Raw genomic sequence first — 23,049 nt, forward strand, 5'->3', positions numbered from 1 at the left:
CGGTGTCATCCCGTGGCTTGACCACAGGATCCAGCATAAAGCGAGATAAAATCGAGCTTTTAGCTTTAAAAACTTGTTGTATTTAGGCTTCTTTTTCTGGATACCGTGGTCAAGCCATAGGATGACAGCACTGATCAATACAATGACATTTTATTGCTGCATTCTTTCTTCAATCTCGCTTCTGAAATGACGTATAAGCCCCTGAATTGGCCAAGCGGCAGCATCACCTAAAGCACAAATAGTATGCCCCTCTATTTCCTTTGTAACTTCAAGAAGCTGATCTATCTCGGATTTTTTGGCATCACCTTTAACGAGCCGCATCATAACACGCCACATCCAGCCTGTACCCTCACGGCACGGCGTACACTGACCGCAAGACTCGTGCATATAGAACTTACTAAGACGTGCTATTGCATAAATAATATCAGTTGATTTATCCATAACAATAATCCCACCAGTACCTAAACTAGAGCCTGCTGCCTTTAAGCTATCAAAATCCATATCGGCAGTTTCGCATAGAGACTTAGGAAGCAGAGGAACAGAAGAGCCACCTGGTATTATGGCTTTAAGGTTATCCCAACCGCCACGAACACCACCTGCATGTTTTTCGATTATTTCTTTTAAAGGAATCCCCATTGCCTCTTCAACATTACAAGGCTTATTAACATGACCTGATATACAAAAAATCTTAGTACCGGTATTATTTGGCTTACCGATGGATGCAAACCAGCTAGCTCCTCGCCTTAAAATAGTTGGTACTACCGCAATAGATTCAACATTATTTATAGTAGTTGGACAGCCATACAACCCAAAGCCCGCCGGAAAAGGCGGCTTTAGCCTCGGCATACCTTTTTTACCCTCTAAACTTTCAAGCAGTGCTGTTTCTTCGCCGCAAATGTAAGCCCCAGCTCCACGATGCAAATAAATATCACAATTAAAGCCTGAACCGCAAGCATTTTTTCCTATCAAGCCATCTTTATATGCTTCATCTAACGCACGCTGAATATTGGAAGCTTCGTTGTAAAACTCCCCTCTAATATAGATATAACAGCTATTTGCTCCTATGGCAAAACTGGCAAGCAAACACCCTTCTATTAACTTATGTGGTTCATATCTTAATATATCCCGATCTTTGCAAGTGCCGGGTTCAGATTCATCAGCATTAACTACTAGATAAGATGGCTTTTTTGATTCTTTAGGCATAAAAGACCATTTAGTGCCGGTAGAAAATCCTGCACCACCTCGTCCTCTAAGTCCTGATTTCTTAACTTCTTCAATAATCCACTCTTTGCCTTTATTAAGCAATGCTTTAGTATTATCCCAATCACCACGCTTCTTGCTAGATTTCAAATCATGGCTCTGCTCACCATGTAAATTAGTAAAAATTCTATCTTCTTTTTTCAGCATAAATTACTCTTAAGGGTTATGGAATATACTAATTATGTCATCCCTGTAACTCATTTACGTCATTCCCGCGAAAGCGGGAATGACATAATACTCATTACATTAAACTGTTTTCTTCTCAAATTTTCTATTGGCAAATATCGTAAGTATTGGAGCGGAAATAAAAATAGATGAATAAGTCCCTGCTATTATTCCAAAAAATACCAGTACGCTAAAACTACGGATTGCCTCACCACCAAAAAGAACCAGTGCCAAATTAGCAAGTAGAGTTGTCACTACTGTTAAAATTGTTCTGGATAGAGTTTCGTTGATACTTAAATTTATAATTTCCGTGATGCCTTTTTTATGATATTTACGTAAATTTTCCCTAATCCTATCATATATCACCACCGAATCATTAACAGAATATCCTATGATAGTTAACACTGCTGCAATGGTGCTTAAGTTAAAATCAAGTTTTGTTATACTCATAAACCCTAGTGCTAATATAACATCATGCACTAAAGCAATAAGTATACCAAGCCCGAAATACCATTCAAAACGCACCCAAATATAAACCATAATTGCCGCAAACGAAAATAGCATCGCCATAGTACCCGCCTCAATTAGCTGCCTACCGACCTGCGGACCAACAAAATCTACCTTACGATATTCAAAATTATAAGGAAAATTATTTTGTAAAGCTGTCTTTATTAGCTCAATATTTTTCATTAAATTATCTTCGCTACTACTACCAAATCTAATCGATAAGTCACGCTCACTACCAAAGTTTTGCAGCACTACTTCACCAATTCCAAGCTCACCTAAAACTTGACGCATTTTTGGTAAATCTGGCGTTTGGTCAAGCCTTACTTCTATAACTATACCTCCGGCAAAATCAATACCGAAATTAAATTTGTACATACCAATCCAAATAAAGCTAATGAGTGATAAAATAATTGAGAAAGTGTAACTGACTTTTTTAAAATGCATAAAATCAAAATCGATTTTATTAGGCAAAAGCCTCAAAGGATAAATTTGCATTATTAATATTTTATTGAATAAGAATGATATTTGTATTATATAGTAGTAAATTCAAAAAGGTTAAATAATTTTTTATGTCTGAAGTAGTAGTAAAAGAACAATTAGAGCAATATTTAAGCAAAATAGAACGGTTAGAGCAAGAAAAAGCTGATCTATCTGAAGAAATTAAGGATATTTTTCAAGATGCTTCTTCACACGGATTTGATGTTAAAGCGATGAAAACTGTTTTAAAGCTAAAAAAACTTGATAAAGATAAACTAGCTGAACAGGACGCTATGCTTGAGCTATATAGAGATACTTTAGGAATATAAGTATACTAGTCTACTAATTTTTCATTTATGAGAAGTAACCACTATAGTAAAATTACTTCTCAAAAGAACAAACTGATCTATTACTGCCCTGCTCAAGGAAATCTATAATTTGCATTACTATAGAATTGTTTTTATATTTCTCTTGAGCTTGCTTGATTCGATCAGCGAAATTACCCTCACCTAAAAAGATTTCTTGAACTATTTTTAAAGCGTTTAAAGACTCTGCTTTATCAAACCCTTTCCTATTCATGCCGATTAAGTTTAGCCCCTCAAGTACTGCACGTTTGCCGCTTGCAAGACCAAAAGGGATTACATCAGCTCCAACTGGTGATAAGCCGCCAATCATTGAGTGTTTACCAATTCTTGCATATTGATGAACCGCAGATAAGCCACCAATTATGACATAGTCTTGTACTTCTATATGTCCAGCTAGGCTTACATAATTAGCAAACACTACATTATTACCAATTTTGCAATCATGACCGATATGAACACCAACCATAAATAAATTATTATTTCCTATGCTTGTAATCATTCCGCCGCCTTGGCTTCCTGCCTGCACTGTAACATATTCTCTAATAATATTGTTAGAACCAATTATCATATTTGACCGCTCATTATTATATTTTAAGATTTGCGGAGGTTGACCAATAGACGCAAACGGATAAATTACTGTATTTTCCCCGATTTCAGTAATCCCCTCAATAACTACGTGAGACTTTAGTTCTACATTATCATGCAGTATTACTTCTGGACCAATAATACAGTATGGACCAACTTTTACGTTCTTACCAAGTTTTGCACCTTCAGCAATTATACTAGTTGGATGTATATTAGAATTTGACACTACTATACCCTTAAGATTTATCTTTTATCATTGCAGTAAATTTACTCTCCGCTGCCATTTCACCATCAACTTTAACCGTACTTGAAAACTTCCATACATTAGCTCTTTGCTGATCAATAGTAGCATGAATATGCATTGTATCCCCAGGCTGGACAACTTTGCGAAATTTTGAGTTCTCGATAGCCATTAAAAATACTTCTTTATTTTTAGTAGAGCCGAGAGATTTAGCAACTAATATAGCTGCAAGCTGTGCCATAGCTTCAACCATTAAAACCCCAGGCATAACAGGTCTTGCTGGAAAATGTCCTGTAAATTGTGGCTCATTAACAGTAACATTTTTAATGCCAGTTATTGATTTATTAGGATCAATTTCAACTACTTTATCCACTAATAAAAACGGATAACGATGAGGTATCAAATCCATAATTTCGGTAATATCGATAGTCATTTATTTAGATCTCTTATTTATTAATTGTTTCATAATAATAGATTGTCTGTGCCAATCCATAATAGGTACAGCTGGACTACCGCCAACAATCTTACCCGCTTCTATATTTTGTGCTACACCGCCTTGCGCTGCTACCTGAGCTCCATCACCTATATTTAAATGTCCAGCGACTCCCACTTGCCCTCCAAGAGCACAATATTTACCAATTACGCTACTTCCGGCTATGCCTGCTTGTGCTACAATAATAGAGCCTTTACCTATTTTGACGCTATGCCCGATCTGCACTAAATTATCTATACGGCATAAATCTTCTATAATAGTATCTTGCAGCGATCCCCTATCAATAGTAGTGTTAGCACCGATTTCAACATTATTACCGATTTTAACGATTCCGGTATGAAATATTTTATGATGCATACCTTTTTCAGTAGAAAAGCCAAACCCGTCTTGGCCAATTCTTGCTCCTGAAAGTACTACAACATCATCTCCTATAACAGAATAATTTATTGATACATTAGATTCAATTCTAGCATTTCTGCCAATAACCACTCCTGTACCTATAAAGCTGCCTGCTTCTATTATACTATCATCACCTATAATAACATTATCCTCAATAACTGCATTATGACCTATATAACAATTTTTACCTATAGTTGCTGATTCTGCAACATAAGCTGATTTCATTATTTTAGCAGTATACGATTTTACTGGAGCATAGAAAAAATCTATTAGCTTGCCGTAAGCAAAATATGAATTTTCAGCACGCAATAAAACAGTATTGGGATTTACTTCTCCAGCAAAATCTTTTGGCACAATACAAGCTGCAGCTTTAGTATTTTTTAAAAATTGAGAATATTTAATATTGCTCAAAAAGCTAATATCATTAGAAGAGGCTTCTTGTAAAATTTTAATATCATGAATAGCTACATCTTCATGAATTTTAGGAGCTTCTATAAAATCTTGTAGGAAATCTGCAATTGCCGTTAGCTTTCTTGGTCCCAGATTCCTATAAAAATTACTATTTACCATGCAGAATTTTAGCGGATTTAATTTGTCCCGTAAAGTATATAAGCGATAGCTTTATTATGCAACAACATTTGCAAGAAGTTTTGTATTGTCATCCCGTGGCGACGTTGCCAACGTGTGGATCAGTTTTTCCGGCACCGTCAAGTTAAGGGAGGTATAAATTAAGTATTGAGCAATTACAGGGAATGATTTATAGAATAGCAGTAACAATTTATCCTAGATTTTACCGCTATGCATATTACTCAAGCCCCGAATAGACATCGTTTTCCAGCAAGCATTATTAGCCATACAGTATGGTTATATCATCGCTTTAATAATAGTTACCGAGATGTTCAAGAGCAGATGGCTTATCGAGGTATTATATTAAGTCATGAGACTGTAAGGTTTTGGTGTTATAAGTTTGTAGTTTATTTTCAAGATGTTATTAGTAAGAGAGAGCGAAAGCCAACTGATAAATGGCATTTGGATGAGATGAATATCAAGATCAAAGGTGAAGTATTCATATTATGGAGAGCTGTTGACTCTGAGGGACATGAATTAGAAGTATTACTGCAGAAGCGTCGTAACAAGAAATCAGCTATTCGCTTTTTATCAAGATTATTGGGTAATTATCCATGTCCAAGGGTTATTGTGACTGATAAGCTAAAAAGCTACATTAAACCAGTTAGGTATATGTGTCCTAGGACTAAGCATCGTACCGATAAAAGACTAAATAATCGGATTGAGAATGCCCATCAGCCAACTAGGAGAAAAGAGAAGATACTGATTAAATTTAAGCATCCTAATTCAGCACAATGTACATTATCACTGATGGGAAAAGTCAGAAATATATTTGCTGTAAATGTTGGAAGATATACTAAAACAGCATCTGAGCAAAGAATTGCATTTGCGTCCGCTAAATCCATTTGGGATGAAGCTACTCAAAGACTTCTTGCTGTCTGAAATCTAAAAATATAGTACTTTGTGACACTAATTTACTTAACTTGACGGTGCCCATTTAATTACCAGCTTTTATATTAAAGGTTTAATAATCTCAGCTACTCTTTCAGCTTCATCTAAATGTGGATAGCTATACTCTTCTAATTTCGTTACAGACTCATCAAACATTCTTGCTATTTTCAGCTCAACTAGTTTTTTTACAAAAATTTTGTGCTTTGCAGAATTAAAATTTGAAGGGCAGAATATATAAAGAGGTTTGCCGCTTGAAGCTGCTTCGCTGCACATTGATATAGAATCGGCTGTAGAGATTATATATTTTGCCTCAGCGAGCATAGCGATATATGGGTTAAACCCTGTATCAGTAGTTGGGTCATAAATAATTGTCGAAGCCGGCATGTTATTTTTAATAATTGTTTTTACCGAATCAGGTGTTCGTCTGCTAAAACTAATGAAAAAAGAAATTTTTTGATTATCATATATTCTTTTTAATAATAAAGAAAAATGAATAGCTTCTTTTTCAGTGAAATTAAATTTCTTATTGTTCCCACCGATTATTAAGGCAATAAATTCTTTAAGCTTAGGGTAGTGTTTTTGTAGTTCTGCCTCTGCTGTAGCAAATTTAGCAATTACGTTATTGATAGCTCCGTTTATTGGGATGATGTTGTCATTGCGAGGAAATGCATAGCATTGACGAAGCAATCTAGTGAAAAAGTCCTGAGATTGCCACGCTCCTTGCAGTCGCTCGCAATGACCTTGATCATGATAGGGTAAAATGACTGCCTCAAACGCTTCATAAGATAAATTAGGTTGCATTATTTGAATCAGTTTAATTTCTTTTTTTAACTTGTTTTTTAAATAAAATGCTAAAGCTGCTGTTCTTCTTCCAGCAGTAATAATTATATCAGGTAGAGGCTTATCTAAAATATCCCGTAATATCTCTTTTTTTATATGAATAGGATAATATTTAAGTAAAAAGTTTGGCAGCTTAGCTAAGCAATTATATTCAAGCCTAATGACTGTATATTCTTTGGATAATTTTTCAGCAAATGCAATTGCTTGATGCGTGTTGCCGGTTCTATCGTCAGCAATTACCCATATCATAAATACTCCTTTAAAGGTAATGTTAGTAAGTCAGTAAGTGGCAGTGATTTATCGCAAGCATCCGCTATTTTTGGCATAACAGGAATTTGGGCTATTAAAGGTATGTTATATTTTTGTGATAAATGATTACCACTATTACCATCAAATAAATCGCTCATATTCTCGATTATTCCGAGTATCGGTAAATTTAATTTTTGATATAAATCTATCGAGCGTACGACATCTATTCCCGACATTTTTTGCGGAGTAGTTACTATTATCACGCCATTTAGATGATAATTCTCCAGCATACTTAAATGAATGTCGCCTGTTCCTGGTGGCATATCGATAATTAAATAATCAAGGTTATCCCATTTTGTCACCGATAATAATTGATAAATAGTTTTACTAGCCATAGGACCACGCCAAATAATTGCGGAATAATCTTTAACGAAGAAGCCTATAGACATTACCTCGATATTTTTTGCTCTTACCGGTATTATTCGCCCACCCACTGTTTGCGGCACTTCATTAATACCAAATATATGGGGAATTGAAGGTCCATAAATATCAGCATCAACTATGCCAACTCGGTAATTCTCTAAACTTAATTGCTGAGCAATAAGAGCCGAAATAGTAGATTTGCCGACTCCTCCTTTACCTGAAGCGACTAGGATAATCTTTTTAATATTCTCTACAAAATGTTTGGGTTTTTGAGGTTTTTTTTCCACTATTCTACTTTCAGTAAAAACAATAGTTATTTTACCTATGCCGACTATTTCATTAAGCTTTTTAATTGCTTCATTCTTTATTTCTTCTGCTTCTAATTTGTCAATGCCTGATATATCTATTGAAAAACCAACATTATTATGTTTAATTATAATATTTGATATAACTTGTTTTAAAAAAGTACCGTCTTTAAAAGCAATATTATGCAGTTTATCAATAATTTGGTTTTGGTGTAAATGAGCCATAATTAAATTTCCTTTTTAAGTCTGCTATAAGTTCACAACTTGACGTTAAATACTATAATATATATAATCACTAAATCTTCAAATTTCAAAATTAATATAAAAAGCAAATGCTTAGTAAAAAATATATCCCAATTTTCAAAAAGTCTCCGTGGAAAGATTTTGATAACGATAAAGATGATAACATATTCACAAGACCAAGAAAAAATCAATTTAATTTTGATAAATTTCAGTTTCAATTTAATTTCAGTACAAAAACAATAATTTTAGTTGCTCTAGCATCTTTTGTTTTGTGGCTTGCCTCAGGTATTTATGAAGTAAAAGAGGGTGAAGAAGCGGCTGTAACAAGGTTTGGACGTTTTGTTCGTAAAGGTTACGCTGGTCTTAATTATCGTTTACCTGCCCCATTTGAAAAAGAAATAGTCGAGAAAGTTAAACAATCAAGACGAATTGAGATTGGATATCGTACAAATAATTCTGTGCGTAGTGGTGGTGATACCAAAAATATTGCCGGTGAAAGTATTATGTTAACTGGTGATGAGAATATTGTTGCTTTAAATTGTGACGTAATGTGGCATATTAGTAATCTTGAGGATTTTATGTTTAACGTACAAAAGCCTGAAGAAACAGTTAAGTCAACAGTAGAAAGTGCTGTTAGAGAAGTGATAGGGAACACACCCATTTCTTGGGTCTTATCTGATCAGAAGCAGGAAATTACTCATAAAATAGAAACATTAGCACAAAAAATTCTAGATAGTTATAACGTTGGAGTAATGATTGAAAAGGTACAATTGTTAAAAGCTGAGCCACCTGCTGAGGTAATAGATGCTTATAGAGATGTGCAGACTTCCAAGGCAGATAAAGAAAAAGAAATAAATCAAGCTCAAGCCTATAATAATAAAGTATTACCAGAAGCTAGAGGGGCAGCAGCTAGAATTATAGAAGAAGCAGAAGCCTATAGAGAGGAAATAATATCAAAGGCCGAAGGAGATAGCCAAAGATTTAGTGCAATTTATAACCAATATGCTGCAAATAAGCAAGTAACTAGAGACAGGCTATATTTAGAAGTAGCTGAAGAAGTATTAAGTGGCTCAAGTAAGACTATTATTAATAATGCGTTGCTGCCACATATGGCTATTAAGCCTTAATGTCATCCCCAGCAACGGCTGGGATCCAGAATAAAGCGAGATATATCGAGCTTTTTATTTTAAACATTTACTGTATTCATGTTTATTTTTCTGGATTCACGCCTCCGCGGGAATGACATAAAAAACAGTTCTCGATTTATGCAACAACATCGGTCAAGCCGTAGTGTGGCATACAAAAAACAATAAAAAATGTTAAATTAAATGCAAAAGATTTACTATATAATTTTTACGGCTATTTTTGGGCTGATATCAATTTCTAGCTCACTATTTTCAGTTGATCAACGTCAATCTGCTGTAGTATTCCAATTTGGTGAAGCAGTAAGAACCATAGAAAAACCTGGGCTGCATATTAAAGTTCCGTTAATTCAAAATGTTGAATTTTTTGATAAGCGTCTTTTAGATGTTAAAGTTGAAGCAAAAGAGTTAACGGCTGCTGATGGTAAAAGAGTTATTGTTGATGCTTATGCTAAGTTTCAAATTAATAATCCTGTAATGTTTTATAAAACTGTTCATGATTATCAAGGAGTCAAAATTAGGCTGACTCGTAACCTTGAATCTTCAATGCGAAAAGTAATAGGTAAGATTTCGCTAAGTAGTTTATTATCACAAGAGCGTAGTAATGTAATGCTTAATATTTTAAATCAAGTAGATGGTGAAGCTAAAAGCTTTGGTATTGATGTAGTTGATGTTAGAATTTTAAGATCTGACTTACCAAAAGAAAATAGTGCGGCTATTTATCGTCGTATGCAAACTGCTCGTGAAAAAGAAGCGACACAAATTAGGGCAGAAGGGCAAGAAGAAAGTGTTCGTATTCGCTCAAAAGCAGATAAGGAAAGTAAGATAATACTTGCTAAGGCTTACAAAGATGCCCAAATTATCAAAGGTGATGGTGACGAGAAAGCGGCTAAAATATATAATTCTGCTTATTCTGCCGATCCAGAATTTTACAAATTTTATAAGTCGCTTTTAGTATATAAAAATTCTTTAAAGAAAGAAGATACTAATTTTATCATTTCGCCCGATGCTGAAGTTTTAAAATATCTTAATTTAGCTAAGTAGTATATGAATCTGAAAATATTTTTTGTTATAATAATTTTAATATTTAATAACAATGTTTTAGCGAAAGAAAATAATAAATCTTCAAAAGCAATAGATTTCGAAGAGGAAAGTGAATTTACTGAAATAAATTCCGTACCTCTAAAAGTAAATAATGCATCACGTTATAGTTTTGCTGATATAGTCGAGCCTTTAATCCCTGCTGTTGTTAATATTTCTACTATAGAATATGTTAATAATAAGGCAGAAGCTGCAGAAAAAGACCCTTTACAAGAAAAAAAACCTCTGGATTTCATTAATGATTTTCTAGAACGTCTTAACATACCTCTTAATCTTGAAGAAGTTGACCCTACTCCAAAAGCGATGCCGCTCGGTTCTGGCTTTATTATTGAACCTAATGGTTTGATAGTTACAAATTATCACGTGATTGCTAATCTTAGTAAGATTAATGTAAAATTAGCTGATAACACTGAATTACCAGCTAAACTAATAGGTAGTGATACTAAAACTGATTTAGCTCTTTTAAAAATAGATGTTGAAGAACCGCTGCCTTTCGTTGAATTTGGTGATTCAAATGATGCAAGAGTAGGAGACTGGGTTATTGCGATCGGTAATCCTTTTGGTAATCTTGGCGGTACTGTTACTGCGGGTATTATTTCTTCAAAAGGACGAGATATTGATATCGATACTAATAATATAGTCGATAATTTTATCCAAACAGATGCGGCAATTAATAACGGCAATTCTGGTGGTCCTATGTTTAATCTGGATCAAAAAGTAATTGGGGTAAATACGGCAATTTTTTCACCGCTTGGCACTAATATAGGTATTGGTTTTGCTATCCCTTCAAATACTGCAAAGCCTATAATTGAGCGTCTTAAAAAAGATGGTAAAATAAATAGAGGTCGTCTTGGTGTAACAATACAAGATTTGACCGAAGAAATATCAGAAGGTTTAGGGCTAAAAGATACTAATGGTGTGTTAGTTGCTAAAATACAAAAAGATGATCCAGGTGATAAAGCAGGCATCAAAACAGGCGATATAATATTAGAGTTTGCAGGGCAGGCAGTTAAAAATACTAAAAGATTACGTGTAATTGTTGCTGATATTCCTGTCGATCAAGAAGTGAAAGTAAAAGTATTAAGAGATGGAGAAACAATAGAATTACCAATAAAAATGACTTCAGATAATGAGGAAGTTAAACAAGAAGCTCTAGAAGAAAATATAGAAAAAGTTACCAAGAAAGAAGATAATGGTACGTCTATTACAAAAAGTAATATCACTTTTAGTAACTTGACTGAGGAATTAAAGCAAAAATTTGCTATATCTGCTGATAAGGTAGGATTAGTTATTACAAACGTTGATGAAGAAGATAGTAGCTTTAGAGTTGGTGATTTAGTAAGTAATGTTAACCAAGAAAGCATAAGCGATATAAATAAACTAGAAGAATTATATGAAAATGCTAAAAAATCAGAAAAGCAAAATATTTTGCTTTTGATTGAGAGAGATGATAGTAGTATGTTCGTTCCATTATCGGTTACTAATTAAGTATCATGTCGTGGTGGTGTTATCTGCGTGGATTGAAAAACGCCCTCGATGTCATCCCGTGGCTTGTCCACGGGATCCAGAAAAAAGCGAGAAAAATCGAGCTTTTAATTTTAAAATTTGCTATATTTAGGCTTTTTAAGTAATGGATCCCTTGAATAAATCACGGGATGACAGAGAGAGAATGATCCAAGCCACGGGATGACATAAACCATATAAAATAAAAACAACCAATACCATAATTTATGAGTGAAAAAATTGCAATTTTAAGTGCATATAGTTTTGTAAATATAGAAGAGCCGGAAAGCTTAATACCGAAACTATTATTTGTCGGTAAAAGAAAATATCTTAAAGGTACTATCTTATTATCGAAAGAAGGTTTTAATGGTTCTTTTTCAGGTTCATATGAAAGTGTAAATCTTGTACTTGAAGAATTAAAAAAACTAACTAATGCGAAAAACGTGAATGTTAAAATAAATTATAGCGAAATACATCCTTTTCAAAAGTTAAAAGTCAGGCTTAAAAAAGAAATCGTTGCGATGAATGTTGACAATTTAAATGTTAATCTGTTTAAAGGCAAGTATATAGAGACAAAAGATTGGGATGAATTCATTACGAAACAAGATGTTATAGTAGTGGATACACGTAACGACTATGAAGTGGAAGTCGGTACGTTCAAAGCAGCAATTAATCCATATACTGAAACATTTAAACAATTTCCAGCTTGGGCTCTGCAAAATGCTGAATTACTTAAAGGTAAGAAAATTGCAATGTTCTGTACCGGCGGCATACGTTGTGAAAAATCTACTAGCTTACTGAAAAGTATGGGGCATGAAGAGGTATATCACTTAAAAGGTGGTATATTGCAATATTTAGAAGATACGCAAAATAAGAATAATTTATGGCAAGGTGAGTGCTTTGTTTTTGATGATAGAAGAGCGGTGGCGGATGATCTAGCACCTGCTGAAGGGTACTGGCTCGAGAGAAAGTAATACTCGCTTTGTTTGAAAAATTGGCTACGTTGTTTTTTGCTTTTAATCCGATACTATACTATATGCACGTTGCGGTTAAAAGCTTCAAAACTCCTTGCTCTTTTCCAAATAAAGCTTCGTCTTAAAAGTATAATACAAACCAATAATATAATATGACTAAAACCAAACAAGAAATTTATAATAAGCGTCCTATTTCGCCGCATCTAACTATATATAAGCCGCAAATAAGTTCTACCTTGTCGATTTTGCATCGTATGACAGGGGTAGCTTTATTTTTTGCAGTTTCAATTTTGGCATGGTGGTTTATTCTTAGTAAATTTGATAGTAATTATATACAGCTAGCTAATTGTTGTTGCATTATAAAAATATGTTTGATACTAACTAGCTTTGCTTGGTTTTATCATTTATGCAACGGCATCAGGCATTTATTTTGGGATATTGGATTAGGCTTTTCTATAAAAGCAGTTAATTTAACAGGCTGGAGCGTGGTTATTTGTTCTGTCTTATTTACGATATTGTTGTGGGTGTGAAATGTACAATGCTATTCCAACGTAGGCACATAAGTTTTAAGTCAAAAGAAAAAAGTTTTTGATGTTATTTTGGTATGAGTTTCACTTACGTGTATTGAGAAAAGCGTTCTATGTCATTCCCGCGTAGGCGGGAATCCAGAAAAAATAAAATTAAAGTAATAAAAATGTATTGGGTATATATATTATGTTCCGATCGTAATGGTACTTTATATATTGGTATTACTAATAATATATTGCGTCGTGCTTATGAACATAAACAAAAAGTGATTAAAGGATTTATATCAAAATATAATATTATAAAACTTGTTTATACAAAAGAATTTGCTGACATCAAAGAAGCTCCTACTAGAGAAAAAGCTTTAAAAAAATGGAATCGTGGCTGGAAAATAAAATTGATAGAAAGTATTAATCCTAAATGGAACGATTTAGGCGAGTGTATTTCTGGATTCCCGCCTACGCGGGAATGACATTAAAAGGATTGAGAAGCTAAAACAAATAACAAAAAAAATGTGTTTAGAGAAAATTAATGACATATGATTTTAGAGCAGAGATTGTAAAAGCAAAAAATACTGGTTCTGCTAAAAGTGGTTCACATCATTGGTTACTACAAAGAATTACCGCTATTATATTAGTGTTGTGTTCTGTATGGTTACTATATTTTACGTTAGCCCATAAAAACAGTGATGTAAATATTATTATTTGGGAGCTGAAAAGACCTATTAATTTAATACCTTTATTAATCGCAGTAATTACTTCTTTATATCATGCCATGCTTGGAATGCAGGTAGTAATAGAGGATTATGTAAGCTGCAACAAGTTACGGAATACATTAATTATAGCAGTGAAGCTATTTAGTATTTTAACTATCATAGCTTTTATAGTAGCTGTGTTTTATGGAAAGTAAACAAGCATCAGAAGCGTATGATGCAGAGAATGCAAGGTTAATAATATTAAGGGAAGCTGTAAGGGTAGGAATACATCACGCTGAAAATGATATATTCAGCAAAAAATTAATTTTAGATTTAATTGATGATGAGTAAATTTTTGTAAAACGTCATTGCAAGGAGCAAAGGTTCTTGTTGCATAGCTCCGATGTCATTCCCGCGAAAGCGGGAATGACATATAAGGCATTTTCCGAGCCATACAACAAAGCCGGAGCAAAGCGACAAAGCAATCTAGAAAAAATAATAAAAATACTAAAGTATTTTTAGCTGGACCCCGTGGACAAGCCACGGGGTGACAATAGTGGAAGAAATCCATACAAACATTTAAAAATAGAAAATTAACTTAATGACCAAATCGTATAATATAATTCATCATAAATTTGACGTAATAGTCGTAGGGGCAGGCGGTGCAGGTTTACGTGCTGCGTTCGGTATGGCTAAAGAAGGTCTTAATACGGCTTGTATATCGAAGCTATTCCCTACTCGTAGCCATACGGTTGCAGCACAAGGTGGTATTAGTGCAGCTCTTGGGAATATGGGGGCGGATGATTGGCGTTGGCATATGTATGATACAGTTAAAGGTTCTGATTGGTTAGGCGATCAGGATGCAATCGAATATATGTGCAAGAATGCTCCGGATGCGATTTTAGAGCTTGAGCATTACGGCGTACCTTTTTCAAGAACCGAAGAGGGAAAAATTTATCAGCGTCCTTTTGGTGGTATGACTACTGAGTACGGCAAAGGTAAGGCAGCACAACGTACATGTGCGGCAGCAGATCGTACTGGACATGCTATACTTCATACTTTATATCAACAATCATTAAAGCATAAAGTACAGTTTTTTATCGAATATTTCGCTATTGATTTATTAATGGAAGATGGTGAATGTAGAGGGGTAGTTGCATGGAATTTAGATGATGGTAGTCTGCATTGTTTTAGAGCACATAATGTAGTGCTTGCAACGGGCGGATATGGGCGTGCTTATTTTTCAGCAACTTCCGCTCACACTTGCACGGGTGATGGGGGTGGTATGGCGATTAGAGCAGGCTTGCCGCTGCAAGATATGGAGTTTGTCCAGTTCCATCCGACCGGAATATATTCAGCTGGTTGTCTTATAACAGAGGGAGCTAGAGGTGAGGGTGGTTATCTTGTTAACGCTAATGGTGAGCGTTTCATGGAACGTTATGCACCGGCGGCAAAGGATTTAGCATCACGGGATGTGGTTTCAAGAGCGATGACTATAGAAATCCGTGAGGGGCGAGGAGTTGGAGAGCATAAAGATCATGTATTCTTGCATTTAAATCATTTATCACCTGAAATTTTACATAGTCGTTTGCCTGGTATTTCTGAAACAGCTAAAATTTTTGCTGGTGTTGATGTAACAAAAGAGCCAATTCCGGTACTTCCGACAGTACATTATAATATGGGCGGAATCCCTACTAATTATCATGGTCAGGTAATAATTAAAGACGGCAAAAACCATAATAGCGTAGTAAAAGGTCTTATGTCGATCGGTGAAGCTGCTTGTGTATCAGTGCATGGTGCTAATCGTTTAGGGTCAAATTCTTTGCTTGATTTAGTAGTATTCGGCAGAAGTGCAGCACTAAAAGCAGCTGAGCTTATTAAGCCAGCAAGTCCGCATAAACCTGTATCAGAAGAATCACTTGAAAAAATTATTAGTAGATTTGATAAAATTCGTCATAGTAGCGGTAATATTTTGGTTGCAGATTTAAGGCTCAAAATGCAACGAACTATGCAAAGTCATGCTTCAGTATTTAGAACTCAAGAAGTGCTAGATGAGGTAGCAGAAATGATTAGCGAGATAAGAAGCGGTTATAAAGATATAAAAATTAATGATAAATCTTTAATTTGGAATAGCGATTTAGTTGAAGCTTTAGAGCTAGATAATTTACTTGATCAGGCTTTAGTAACTGTATATTCAGCAGCTGCAAGAAAAGAAAGTAGAGGAGCACACGCAAGGGAGGATTATCCTGATCGTAACGATAAAGATTGGATGCAGCACACTCTTAGTTGGGTTGACGAAGCCGGCAAGGTAGGGCTTGATTACAAACCTGTTACTTTAACTACTTTGAGTGATGAAGTGAAAGCAATCCCACCAGCGAAGAGAGTGTATTAAAAAATTGTCATTGCGAGGAAAAACTGTAAGTTTTGACGAAGCAATCTCATGAAGTACTATGTCATTTGTTTTCTGGACCCTGTGGACAAGCCAAGGGGTGACAGGGGAAAATGATCCACGTGGGCAATGCCTCCGTGGAACGACATAAACAAGCCATGCAATAACGTCCTTTGCTCTTTGCAATGACAAAAATCTGGCACAATAGCTAAAAATTATATCACTAAAAATATGTTTGAATATTTAATAAAATTTTCTCCAAAAATTCTTTTTATTGTAGAAGGGACTTTGGTCACTTTAAAATATAGCGTTATTGCTGTTATATTTGGCTTAGTTATAGGAGTATTGCTAGCACTTTGTAAAGTAAATAAAAATCGTGCATTAAGACTTTTCGCAGATTTTTATACTTCCATTTTTAGAGGTACGCCTTTATTAATCCAATTAAGTATTATATATTTTGCATCGCCTTATTTAATAGGTATTAAATTTACTGTATTTATGGCAGGTGCTATTTCTTTTTCTCTTAATTCAGGTGCTTATGTTTCGGAAGTAATAAGAGCAGGAATTAATGCAGTTGATAAAGGACAGTTTGACGCGGCAGAAGCTCTTGCTATCCCCCAATTTTTGATTATGAAAGATATAATTTTGCCACAAGCAATTAAAAATATTTTTCCATCGCTAACCAATGAGCTTATTAATTTAATCAAAGAGTCAGCCATTATTTCAATGTTTGGAGAAATGGACTTGATGAAAAGAGCACAAATTGTATCGCTTGAGACGTATAATTATTTTTTCCCAATGATTGTTGCCGCTTGTTGTTACTATATTTTAGTGCTGCTAATAAGTTTTATAGCAAGAATAATAGAGAAAAAACTAATTGTTAGTTAAAACATACTTGCTTTTATGGAAAAAGTAATTATAATTTAAATTTAGTGTAATTTAATTTGAAAGTGTAAATATATTATTTGCATTTGTAAAATCATTTAAAATTCAAAGGGCAAAAGTAGTTTTTGCCCTTTAATCATCCTATGTACCTTTGATATTTCAAGATTTAGTACGTCAAATTTCGGGATTCGTCTTTGCTCACGTACTATTTGTACGCTGTGCAGTCTCACCGCTTATTTGACTTCCAACTTTTGAAATCTCTGTGGTACTTGTAAGTTTTTTTGGAGTGTTTTTTTAATGCCAACATATAATCAATTAGTACGTTTTGGAAGAAAATCAAAAGTTCGTAAAACTAAATCTCCTGCGTTAGAGGCTAATCCTTTTAAAAGTGGAGTTTGTTTAGTAGTAAAAACTGTTACTCCTAAAAAGCCTAACTCAGCTCTTCGTAAAGTAGCAACTGTGCGTTTAAGTAATAAAAGAACAGTAAATGTTTATATTCCTGGTGAAAAGCATAGTGTGAAAGAGCACGATAGAGTATTAGTAAGAGGCGGGCAGGTTCCTGATCTTCCAGGGGTAAAATATCACGTGGTACTCGGTGCTTATGATATTGCCGGAGTTAAAGGGCGTAAACAAGGTCGTTCACGTTATGGTGCTCCTCGTAAACAAGTTGTAGCTATAAAAAAATAATTATTAGTTAGAGAGAAAAAGTCAAATGTCACGTCGTCACGCCGCAGAAAAGCGAGTAATTTTACCTAATATGAAGTATAACAGTGTTTTACTTTCTAGGTTTATCAATAATATTATGAAAGAGGGAAAAAAAGCTCTCGCAGAAAAAATAGTTTATTCTGCTTTCGATAAAATTGAAAAGAAACATAAAGCTGATCCATATCAGACTTTCAGCAATGCTATGAATAATGTAAAGCCATATTTGGAAGTAACTTCTGTAAGAGTAGGAGGAGCTAATTATCAAGTTCCAACTCTGGTTGATGAAAGAAGAGGCTATGCTCTTGCATCTCGTTGGATTATTACAGCGGCAACAAAACGTTCTGAAAAAATGATGATTGATAAACTCGCTGAAGAATTATTTGAAGCTTCAAATAATAGAGGTGTTGCTATTAAGAAGAAAGAAGACACTCATAAAATGGCTGAAGCTAATAAAGCTTTCTCACACTTTAGCCCTAAAAAAACAAAGCAGGGTAACTAAATATGAGTAAAAAGCTTGAAAATATCCGTAATATCGGTATATGTGCTCATATTGATGCAGGTAAAACTACTACTACAGAACGTATTCTATATTATACAGGTAAATCCCATAAAATAGGTGAAGTTCATGAGGGCGGTGCTACCATGGACTGGATGGAGCAGGAGCAAGAACGTGGTATAACAATTACCTCAGCTGCTACTACTTGTAGATGGCAAGATAAACAAATTAATATTATTGATACTCCTGGACACGTTGACTTTACAATTGAAGTAGAGCGTTCTTTACGTGTTCTTGATGGTGCTGTTGCAGTATTTGACGGCGTTGCAGGTGTTGAACCTCAATCTGAAACAGTATGGAGACAAGCTGATAAATATAATGTTCCTAGAATGTGTTTTGTCAATAAAATGGATAGAATGGGAGCAGACTTTTATAGATGCGTTGACATGATCAAGGATCGTTTAGGAGCAAAACCTTTAGTTATTCAGTTGCCTATAGGTATTGAAGAAAATTTCAAAGGAGTTGTTGATCTTGTTAAAATGCAAGCAGTAGTTTGGAAAGACGAGTCTTTAGGTGCTGAGTATTCTTATCAAGAAATTCCTGATGACATGAAAGCAAAAGCAGAAGAATATCGTGCTAATTTGCTTGATATGATTGTTGAGCTAGACGATAAAATCATGGAAAAATATTTGTCTGGTGAAGAAGTAACTGAAGAAGAAATTAAGAAATTAATTAGAAAAGGTACTATTACGGCAGCTTTTTATCCAGTTTTATGTGGTAGTGCATTTAAAAATAAAGGCGTACAGCCTCTACTAGATGCTGTAGTAGATTATTTACCATCACCTATTGACATTGCTACAGTAAAAGGCGTTGAAGTCAGTACAGGTGAAGAAAAAGATTTCCCTATTTCTGTTTCTGAGCCATTTTCTGCCTTAGCATTTAAAATTATGAATGATCCATTTGTTGGTTCATTAACTTTTATTAGAGTGTATTCAGGTAAGATTACTTCCGGAACAACTGTTATTAATACTGTAAAGAATAAAAGAGAGAAAATAGGTAGAATGCTATTAATGCATGCTAATAACCGTGAGGATGTAAAAGAAGCATCAGCAGGTGACATAGTAGCATTAGCAGGGCTTAAAGATACCACTACTGGTGATACATTATCAGATGAAGATAAAAAAGTAATTCTAGAAAGAATGGAATTCCCTGAGCCAGTTATTGAGCTTGCAGTAGAGCCTAAGTCAAAGGTTGATCAAGAAAAAATGGGACTAGCTCTTTCTCGTTTAGCAGCTGAAGATCCTTCATTTAGAACTTCAACTGATCAAGAAACAGGGCAAACTGTTATTAAAGGAATGGGTGAGCTTCATTTAGAAATCATCATCGATCGTATGAGAAGAGAGTTTAAAGTTGAAGCAAATATTGGAGCTCCTCAAGTTGCGTATCGTGAAACAATTACTAAAGCTTGCGAAATTGATTATACCCATAAAAAGCAATCAGGTGGTGCAGGTCAATTTGCACGTGTAAAAATTATTTTTGAACCTTTAAAAGATGTAAAAGATCTAAAAGAAGAAGATAAAAATAAGAGCTTTATTTTTGAAAGTAAAATTGTTGGTGGTGCTGTACCTAAAGAATATATTCCTGGTGTAGAAAAAGGATTAAATAACATTAGGGAAACAGGCGTAATTGCAGGTTATCCTATGATCGATTTTAAAGCTACATTAATTGATGGTACTTTCCATGATGTGGATTCTAGCGTACTTGCGTTTGAAATTGCAGCAAAAGCAGCATTTAGAGAGGGGATGCCTAAAGGTAATCCTAAATTACTTGAACCTATTATGAAAGTTGAGGTAATTATACCAGATGAGTATATGGGTGATGTTATTGGTGATCTAAATAGTCGTAGAGGACAAGTTCAAGGTATGGAGCCAAGAGGTAATGCTCAAGTGATCAAGGCATATGTTCCTTTAGCTGAAATGTTTGGTTATGTTAATACGCTTAGATCTTTATCGCAAGGTAGAGCTCAGTATAGTATGGTATTTAATCATTATGATCAAGTGCCAACTCAAGTTGCAGATACTATTTAAGCTAAAAAATAATATTTATTATTAGCTTAAAAGTAAAGTAAGATTATAAATATTATATTTAAATAAAAAGGTTGCCAATAAATTTTGTTGATTTTTTATTTAAAATATGATAGGAGTGTAGCTCAATTGGTAGAGCGCCGGTCTCCAAAACCGGAGGTTGCGGGTTCGATGCCTGTCGCTCCTGCCATTACAAGTAATAGGGTTTTTACTATAAAATAACTTATAAATATGTTTAAAGAATATAAAATATACAAGTTTTTTGAACAAGTTAAACAAGAAGCTTATAAAGTAGTTTGGCCCACTAAAAAAGAGTTAACTGCTTCGACTTTAGTAGTCATAGTAGCGGTTTTTGTTTTTAGCCTAATTTGTTTAGTGCTCGATTATGGTATACATAATATAATACAAATTTTACTTAACATCGGTAAATAAGTTATCAAGGAATAAATTGTGGCAGAACAAAATATAGATGATATATTGTCAAATTCTGAAAAAGATACAAAAAAGTGGTATGTTATACATACTGCATCAGGAGCAGAAAATCGTATAAAACGAGTGATGCTTGAGAGAATTAGCAAGCAAAAAATGTCAGATTTTTTTGATGATATATTAGTACCGGTTTTTGGTGTTTCCGAAGTTAAACGCGGTAAAAACGTCAAGGTAGAAAAAAAATTAATGCCTAGTTATATTCTAATAAAAATGAATATGACAGATAAATCTTGGCATTTAGTAAAAAATATACCAGGAGTAACAGGTTTTTTAGGTAGTAAAACTACTCCAAAAGCTCTTACGGAAAGCGAAATACAGAATATTAGATTAGAAACCGAAGCAAAAGATGCAAAATTATATGAGGTCGGTGAAATAGTAACTGTTACAGAAGGACCTTTTGAAACCTTTACAGGTACTGTAGAAGAAGTAGACCAAGAAAAAGCTAGATTAAAAGTTTCAGTATCAATATTTGGCAAAGCAACGCCTATAGAGTTGAGCTTTACTCAAGTAAAGAAAAACGACTAATGTAAATAAATGAATAGAATTATTATTTGATTATCTTTAAAGATAAAAAAATTTAAGGCTATAATTAAGAGAGAAAAGAAGGATATTCGTAAATGGCACAAAAAATAGAAGGTTATATTACCTTGAATGTAAATGCTGGTGAAGCTACCGCTGCTCCTCCTATAGGGTCAACGCTTGGACAAAGAAAAGTTAATATCATGGAATTTTGTAAAGCTTTTAATGCTGTTACACAAGGTATTGAAAAAGGAACACCTCTTCCAACTGTTATTACTATATATGCAGATAAAAGTTTTACTTTTATAGTTAAAACACCGCCGGCATCTTATCTTATAAAGAAATATGCTAAAGTTAAAAAAGGGTCTGGAGCTACTAAAAAGGAAGCTGTGGTAGGTAAAATCACTATGGATGATTGCCGTGAGATTGCAAAGTTAAAAATGCCTGATTTAAATACAAAAGATATTAAAGCTGCAACAAAGATTATTTGCGGAAGTGTGGCATCTATGGGAATTGAAGTTGTAGGGAATTAATTATTATGTCAAATAACAAAGATGTTGCTATAAAATCTAGCGGCGGTAAGAAAATAAGAGAAGCACGCGTTAAAGTAAGATCGGATAGTTTATATAATTTAACAACTGCGGTTGAGAGATTAAAATCTGCTTCTTATGTTAAATTTGATCCAACCTTAGAAATAGTTATGAAGCTTGGAATTGATCCAAGACATTCTGATCAAATGGTACGTGGTGTAGTGAATTTACCAGCAGGAACAGGTAAGACTGTAAGAGTTGCTGTTATTTGTAAAGAAGAAAGAGAAGAAGAAGCTAAAGCTGCTGGTGCAGATTTAGTAGGCTCAAGCAATATTATTGATGAAATTAAAGCTGGTAAGATCAATTTCGATGTATGTATAGCTACTCCCGATATGATGGCAGCTATAGGTTCAGTTGCAAGAATTTTAGGACCAAAAGGTTTAATGCCGAATCCTAAACTCAGAACTGTGACATTAGATATTAAGGGTGCTGTTAAGAATGCTAAAAGTGGTCAAGTAGAATATAGAGCAGAAAAAGCAGGTATAATTCACGCAGGTCTTGGAAAATTATCTTTTCTGGATCAGGATTTATTAAAAAATTTGAAAGCGTTTATTGATGCAGTAGTTAAAGCAAAACCTACTGGAGTGAAAGGAAGTTATTTAAAAGCAATATATTTATCTTCTACTATGGGTGCATCAGTACAAATAGATTTAGCTAGTATAGCATAAACTAAATTTAATACATTTGAGTCTATATTTTTTAGCTATCTAACTTATTGATTTATGCAAAGTCTAATATATATTAAACTTATTTGTACTAAATTTTATAAATATAGCTTAAAGTAAAACTTCAAATATTAATCTAAATTTTTGTAAGTAGACTAATAAAGTATAAAAAAATAGCTATCTTAATAAATAATAAGTTATTAAGATAAATATAGAAA

General features: G+C 34.1%; 26 protein-coding genes, 1 tRNA gene and 2 pseudogenes. 20 read left to right on the forward strand and 9 right to left on the reverse strand.

Translation table 11 applies throughout. The features are described from left to right. Positions 1-150 precede the first annotated feature (150 nt). Entirely contained in the window at positions 151-1,407 is a 1,257-nt protein-coding gene (nuoF, locus tag BA173_RS05000) for an NADH-quinone oxidoreductase subunit NuoF (RefSeq protein ID WP_068041701.1), read from the reverse strand. 99 nt (positions 1,408-1,506) lie between these two features. Beyond that, on the reverse strand, positions 1,507-2,427 hold the full coding sequence (gene secF, locus BA173_RS05005) for a protein translocase subunit SecF (protein WP_016948130.1): 921 nt from the start codon (positions 2,425-2,427) through the stop codon (positions 1,507-1,509). 74 nt (positions 2,428-2,501) lie between these two features. Between secF and BA173_RS05010 the strand changes: the two genes are divergently transcribed. Beyond that, the gene (locus BA173_RS05010) at positions 2,502-2,738 is read left to right on the forward strand and encodes a DUF2312 domain-containing protein (RefSeq protein WP_011477844.1); all 237 of its coding nucleotides are present in this window, start codon (positions 2,502-2,504) and stop codon (positions 2,736-2,738) included. A 52-nt stretch (positions 2,739-2,790) separates the two neighbouring features. Here the strand turns inward: BA173_RS05010 and lpxA are convergent, their stop codons facing one another. From lpxA to BA173_RS07915, 4 genes are read right to left on the reverse strand one after another with little or no spacing between them, the layout of a single operon-like run. Then, the gene (lpxA, locus tag BA173_RS05015; RefSeq protein ID WP_016948129.1) at positions 2,791-3,585 is read right to left on the reverse strand and encodes an acyl-ACP--UDP-N-acetylglucosamine O-acyltransferase; all 795 of its coding nucleotides are present in this window, start codon (positions 3,583-3,585) and stop codon (positions 2,791-2,793) included. 10 nt (positions 3,586-3,595) lie between these two features. Beyond that, entirely contained in the window at positions 3,596-4,033 is a 438-nt protein-coding gene (gene fabZ / locus BA173_RS05020; protein ID WP_011477847.1) for a 3-hydroxyacyl-ACP dehydratase FabZ, read from the reverse strand. After that, on the reverse strand, positions 4,034-5,062 hold the full coding sequence (lpxD, locus tag BA173_RS05025) for a UDP-3-O-(3-hydroxymyristoyl)glucosamine N-acyltransferase (RefSeq protein ID WP_016948128.1): 1,029 nt from the start codon (positions 5,060-5,062) through the stop codon (positions 4,034-4,036). Positions 5,063-5,116: 54 nt separating this feature from the next. After that, a complete protein-coding gene (locus tag BA173_RS07915; RefSeq protein WP_157738091.1) occupies positions 5,117-5,269 on the reverse strand; it encodes a hypothetical protein in 153 nt (50 codons plus the stop codon). A gap of 21 nt (positions 5,270-5,290) precedes the next feature. Here BA173_RS07915 and BA173_RS05030 point away from each other — a divergent pair, with 21 nt between their 5' ends. After that, the gene (locus BA173_RS05030) at positions 5,291-6,001 is read left to right on the forward strand and encodes an IS6 family transposase (protein ID WP_095568243.1); all 711 of its coding nucleotides are present in this window, start codon (positions 5,291-5,293) and stop codon (positions 5,999-6,001) included. Positions 6,002-6,060: 59 nt separating this feature from the next. Here BA173_RS05030 and BA173_RS05035 read toward each other — a convergent pair. Both BA173_RS05035 and BA173_RS05040 read right to left on the reverse strand, forming a co-directional pair. After that, positions 6,061-7,099, reverse strand: a pseudogene (locus BA173_RS05035) (mitochondrial fission ELM1 family protein). Next, complete coding sequence (locus BA173_RS05040) at positions 7,096-8,052, reverse strand: Mrp/NBP35 family ATP-binding protein (protein ID WP_016948126.1); 957 nt, start codon at positions 8,050-8,052, stop codon at positions 7,096-7,098. Before BA173_RS05040 ends, BA173_RS05035 begins: the two are co-directional and overlap by 4 nt. Before the next feature lie 107 nt (positions 8,053-8,159). Here BA173_RS05040 and hflK point away from each other — a divergent pair, with 107 nt between their 5' ends. The 10 genes from hflK (at position 8,160) to BA173_RS05095 (ending at position 17,286) form a co-directional block, all read left to right on the forward strand. Continuing rightward, complete coding sequence (gene hflK / locus BA173_RS05045; RefSeq protein WP_016948125.1) at positions 8,160-9,197, forward strand: FtsH protease activity modulator HflK; 1,038 nt, start codon at positions 8,160-8,162, stop codon at positions 9,195-9,197. A gap of 201 nt (positions 9,198-9,398) precedes the next feature. Continuing rightward, positions 9,399-10,256 (forward strand): protease modulator HflC, encoded by an 858-nt coding sequence (gene hflC, locus BA173_RS05050; RefSeq protein ID WP_016948124.1) that lies wholly within the window; start codon positions 9,399-9,401, stop codon positions 10,254-10,256. Between the two features lie 3 nt (positions 10,257-10,259). Next, positions 10,260-11,801 (forward strand): Do family serine endopeptidase, encoded by a 1,542-nt coding sequence (locus tag BA173_RS05055; protein ID WP_016948123.1) that lies wholly within the window; start codon positions 10,260-10,262, stop codon positions 11,799-11,801. A gap of 242 nt (positions 11,802-12,043) precedes the next feature. After that, entirely contained in the window at positions 12,044-12,790 is a 747-nt protein-coding gene (locus BA173_RS05065; RefSeq protein WP_016948122.1) for a rhodanese-like domain-containing protein, read from the forward strand. A gap of 152 nt (positions 12,791-12,942) precedes the next feature. Continuing rightward, the gene (gene sdhC, locus BA173_RS05070; RefSeq protein WP_016948121.1) at positions 12,943-13,320 is read left to right on the forward strand and encodes a succinate dehydrogenase, cytochrome b556 subunit; all 378 of its coding nucleotides are present in this window, start codon (positions 12,943-12,945) and stop codon (positions 13,318-13,320) included. Between the two features lie 164 nt (positions 13,321-13,484). Further along, positions 13,485-13,787 carry a GIY-YIG nuclease family protein gene (locus BA173_RS05075; protein WP_068041188.1) on the forward strand — a complete coding sequence of 101 codons (303 nt, stop codon included), beginning with the start codon at positions 13,485-13,487 and terminating at the stop codon, positions 13,785-13,787. A gap of 59 nt (positions 13,788-13,846) precedes the next feature. Beyond that, the gene (gene sdhD, locus BA173_RS05080) at positions 13,847-14,224 is read left to right on the forward strand and encodes a succinate dehydrogenase, hydrophobic membrane anchor protein (RefSeq protein WP_016948119.1); all 378 of its coding nucleotides are present in this window, start codon (positions 13,847-13,849) and stop codon (positions 14,222-14,224) included. Next, positions 14,214-14,360: a hypothetical protein gene (locus BA173_RS07920; RefSeq protein WP_016948118.1), complete on the forward strand. Its 147-nt coding sequence runs from the start codon at positions 14,214-14,216 to the stop codon at positions 14,358-14,360. The genes sdhD and BA173_RS07920 overlap by 11 nt, the downstream gene beginning before the upstream one ends. Before the next feature lie 250 nt (positions 14,361-14,610). Next, a complete protein-coding gene (gene sdhA / locus BA173_RS05085) occupies positions 14,611-16,401 on the forward strand; it encodes a succinate dehydrogenase flavoprotein subunit (RefSeq protein WP_068041178.1) in 1,791 nt (596 codons plus the stop codon). Positions 16,402-16,629: 228 nt separating this feature from the next. After that, the gene (locus BA173_RS05095) at positions 16,630-17,286 is read left to right on the forward strand and encodes an amino acid ABC transporter permease (protein WP_016948116.1); all 657 of its coding nucleotides are present in this window, start codon (positions 16,630-16,632) and stop codon (positions 17,284-17,286) included. 143 nt (positions 17,287-17,429) lie between these two features. Here BA173_RS05095 and BA173_RS07925 read toward each other — a convergent pair. Further along, positions 17,430-17,550: pseudogene (locus tag BA173_RS07925) on the reverse strand (palindromic element RPE5 domain-containing protein); the annotation flags it as partial. Between the two features lie 30 nt (positions 17,551-17,580). On the opposite strand from BA173_RS07925, the gene rpsL reads away from it, so the two are divergent. The 8 genes from rpsL (at position 17,581) to rplA (ending at position 22,834) form a co-directional block, all read left to right on the forward strand. Further along, positions 17,581-17,970 carry a 30S ribosomal protein S12 gene (rpsL, locus tag BA173_RS05100; protein ID WP_016948115.1) on the forward strand — a complete coding sequence of 130 codons (390 nt, stop codon included), beginning with the start codon at positions 17,581-17,583 and terminating at the stop codon, positions 17,968-17,970. A 25-nt stretch (positions 17,971-17,995) separates the two neighbouring features. Beyond that, positions 17,996-18,487, forward strand: a complete 492-nt coding sequence (gene rpsG, locus BA173_RS05105) for a 30S ribosomal protein S7 (RefSeq protein ID WP_016948114.1) — start codon at positions 17,996-17,998, stop codon at positions 18,485-18,487. A gap of 2 nt (positions 18,488-18,489) precedes the next feature. Then, the gene (gene fusA, locus BA173_RS05110) at positions 18,490-20,571 is read left to right on the forward strand and encodes an elongation factor G (protein WP_016948113.1); all 2,082 of its coding nucleotides are present in this window, start codon (positions 18,490-18,492) and stop codon (positions 20,569-20,571) included. Positions 20,572-20,682: 111 nt separating this feature from the next. Then, a tRNA-Trp gene (locus BA173_RS05115) sits at positions 20,683-20,758 on the forward strand. A 41-nt stretch (positions 20,759-20,799) separates the two neighbouring features. Further along, positions 20,800-21,000, forward strand: a complete 201-nt coding sequence (gene secE / locus BA173_RS05120; RefSeq protein WP_011477818.1) for a preprotein translocase subunit SecE — start codon at positions 20,800-20,802, stop codon at positions 20,998-21,000. 18 nt (positions 21,001-21,018) lie between these two features. Next, the gene (gene nusG / locus BA173_RS05125) at positions 21,019-21,582 is read left to right on the forward strand and encodes a transcription termination/antitermination protein NusG (RefSeq protein WP_016948112.1); all 564 of its coding nucleotides are present in this window, start codon (positions 21,019-21,021) and stop codon (positions 21,580-21,582) included. Positions 21,583-21,674: 92 nt separating this feature from the next. Continuing rightward, positions 21,675-22,109 carry a 50S ribosomal protein L11 gene (rplK, locus tag BA173_RS05130; RefSeq protein ID WP_016948111.1) on the forward strand — a complete coding sequence of 145 codons (435 nt, stop codon included), beginning with the start codon at positions 21,675-21,677 and terminating at the stop codon, positions 22,107-22,109. Between the two features lie 5 nt (positions 22,110-22,114). Then, complete coding sequence (rplA, locus tag BA173_RS05135; RefSeq protein ID WP_016948110.1) at positions 22,115-22,834, forward strand: 50S ribosomal protein L1; 720 nt, start codon at positions 22,115-22,117, stop codon at positions 22,832-22,834. Positions 22,835-23,049: the final 215 nt, after the last annotated feature.

Origin of the sequence: Rickettsia sp. MEAM1 (Bemisia tabaci) (assembly GCF_002285905.1) — a bacterium.
In the GTDB taxonomy this organism is placed as follows: Bacteria; Pseudomonadota; Alphaproteobacteria; order Rickettsiales; family Rickettsiaceae; genus Rickettsia.

Excerpts from the sequence above, each read along its gene's own strand:
- nuoF (WP_068041701.1), bottom strand. The coding sequence starts at position 1,407 with ATGCTGAAAAAAGAAGATAGAATTTTTACTAATTTACATGGTGAGCAG.
- secF (WP_016948130.1), bottom strand. The coding sequence starts at position 2,427 with ATGCAAATTTATCCTTTGAGGCTTTTGCCTAATAAAATCGATTTTGAT.
- BA173_RS05010 (WP_011477844.1), top strand. The coding sequence starts at position 2,502 with ATGTCTGAAGTAGTAGTAAAAGAACAATTAGAGCAATATTTAAGCAAA.
- fabZ (WP_011477847.1), bottom strand. The coding sequence starts at position 4,033 with ATGACTATCGATATTACCGAAATTATGGATTTGATACCTCATCGTTAT.
- lpxD (WP_016948128.1), bottom strand. The coding sequence starts at position 5,062 with ATGGTAAATAGTAATTTTTATAGGAATCTGGGACCAAGAAAGCTAACG.
- BA173_RS05030 (WP_095568243.1), top strand. The coding sequence starts at position 5,291 with ATGCATATTACTCAAGCCCCGAATAGACATCGTTTTCCAGCAAGCATT.
- BA173_RS05040 (WP_016948126.1), bottom strand. The coding sequence starts at position 8,052 with ATGGCTCATTTACACCAAAACCAAATTATTGATAAACTGCATAATATT.
- hflK (WP_016948125.1), top strand. The coding sequence starts at position 8,160 with ATGCTTAGTAAAAAATATATCCCAATTTTCAAAAAGTCTCCGTGGAAA.
- hflC (WP_016948124.1), top strand. The coding sequence starts at position 9,399 with ATGCAAAAGATTTACTATATAATTTTTACGGCTATTTTTGGGCTGATA.
- BA173_RS05055 (WP_016948123.1), top strand. The coding sequence starts at position 10,260 with ATGAATCTGAAAATATTTTTTGTTATAATAATTTTAATATTTAATAAC.
- BA173_RS05065 (WP_016948122.1), top strand. The coding sequence starts at position 12,044 with ATGAGTGAAAAAATTGCAATTTTAAGTGCATATAGTTTTGTAAATATA.
- sdhC (WP_016948121.1), top strand. The coding sequence starts at position 12,943 with ATGACTAAAACCAAACAAGAAATTTATAATAAGCGTCCTATTTCGCCG.
- BA173_RS05075 (WP_068041188.1), top strand. The coding sequence starts at position 13,485 with ATGTATTGGGTATATATATTATGTTCCGATCGTAATGGTACTTTATAT.
- sdhD (WP_016948119.1), top strand. The coding sequence starts at position 13,847 with ATGACATATGATTTTAGAGCAGAGATTGTAAAAGCAAAAAATACTGGT.
- BA173_RS07920 (WP_016948118.1), top strand. The coding sequence starts at position 14,214 with ATGGAAAGTAAACAAGCATCAGAAGCGTATGATGCAGAGAATGCAAGG.
- sdhA (WP_068041178.1), top strand. The coding sequence starts at position 14,611 with ATGACCAAATCGTATAATATAATTCATCATAAATTTGACGTAATAGTC.
- BA173_RS05095 (WP_016948116.1), top strand. The coding sequence starts at position 16,630 with ATGTTTGAATATTTAATAAAATTTTCTCCAAAAATTCTTTTTATTGTA.
- rpsL (WP_016948115.1), top strand. The coding sequence starts at position 17,581 with ATGCCAACATATAATCAATTAGTACGTTTTGGAAGAAAATCAAAAGTT.
- rpsG (WP_016948114.1), top strand. The coding sequence starts at position 17,996 with ATGTCACGTCGTCACGCCGCAGAAAAGCGAGTAATTTTACCTAATATG.
- fusA (WP_016948113.1), top strand. The coding sequence starts at position 18,490 with ATGAGTAAAAAGCTTGAAAATATCCGTAATATCGGTATATGTGCTCAT.
- secE (WP_011477818.1), top strand. The coding sequence starts at position 20,800 with ATGTTTAAAGAATATAAAATATACAAGTTTTTTGAACAAGTTAAACAA.
- rplK (WP_016948111.1), top strand. The coding sequence starts at position 21,675 with ATGGCACAAAAAATAGAAGGTTATATTACCTTGAATGTAAATGCTGGT.
- rplA (WP_016948110.1), top strand. The coding sequence starts at position 22,115 with ATGTCAAATAACAAAGATGTTGCTATAAAATCTAGCGGCGGTAAGAAA.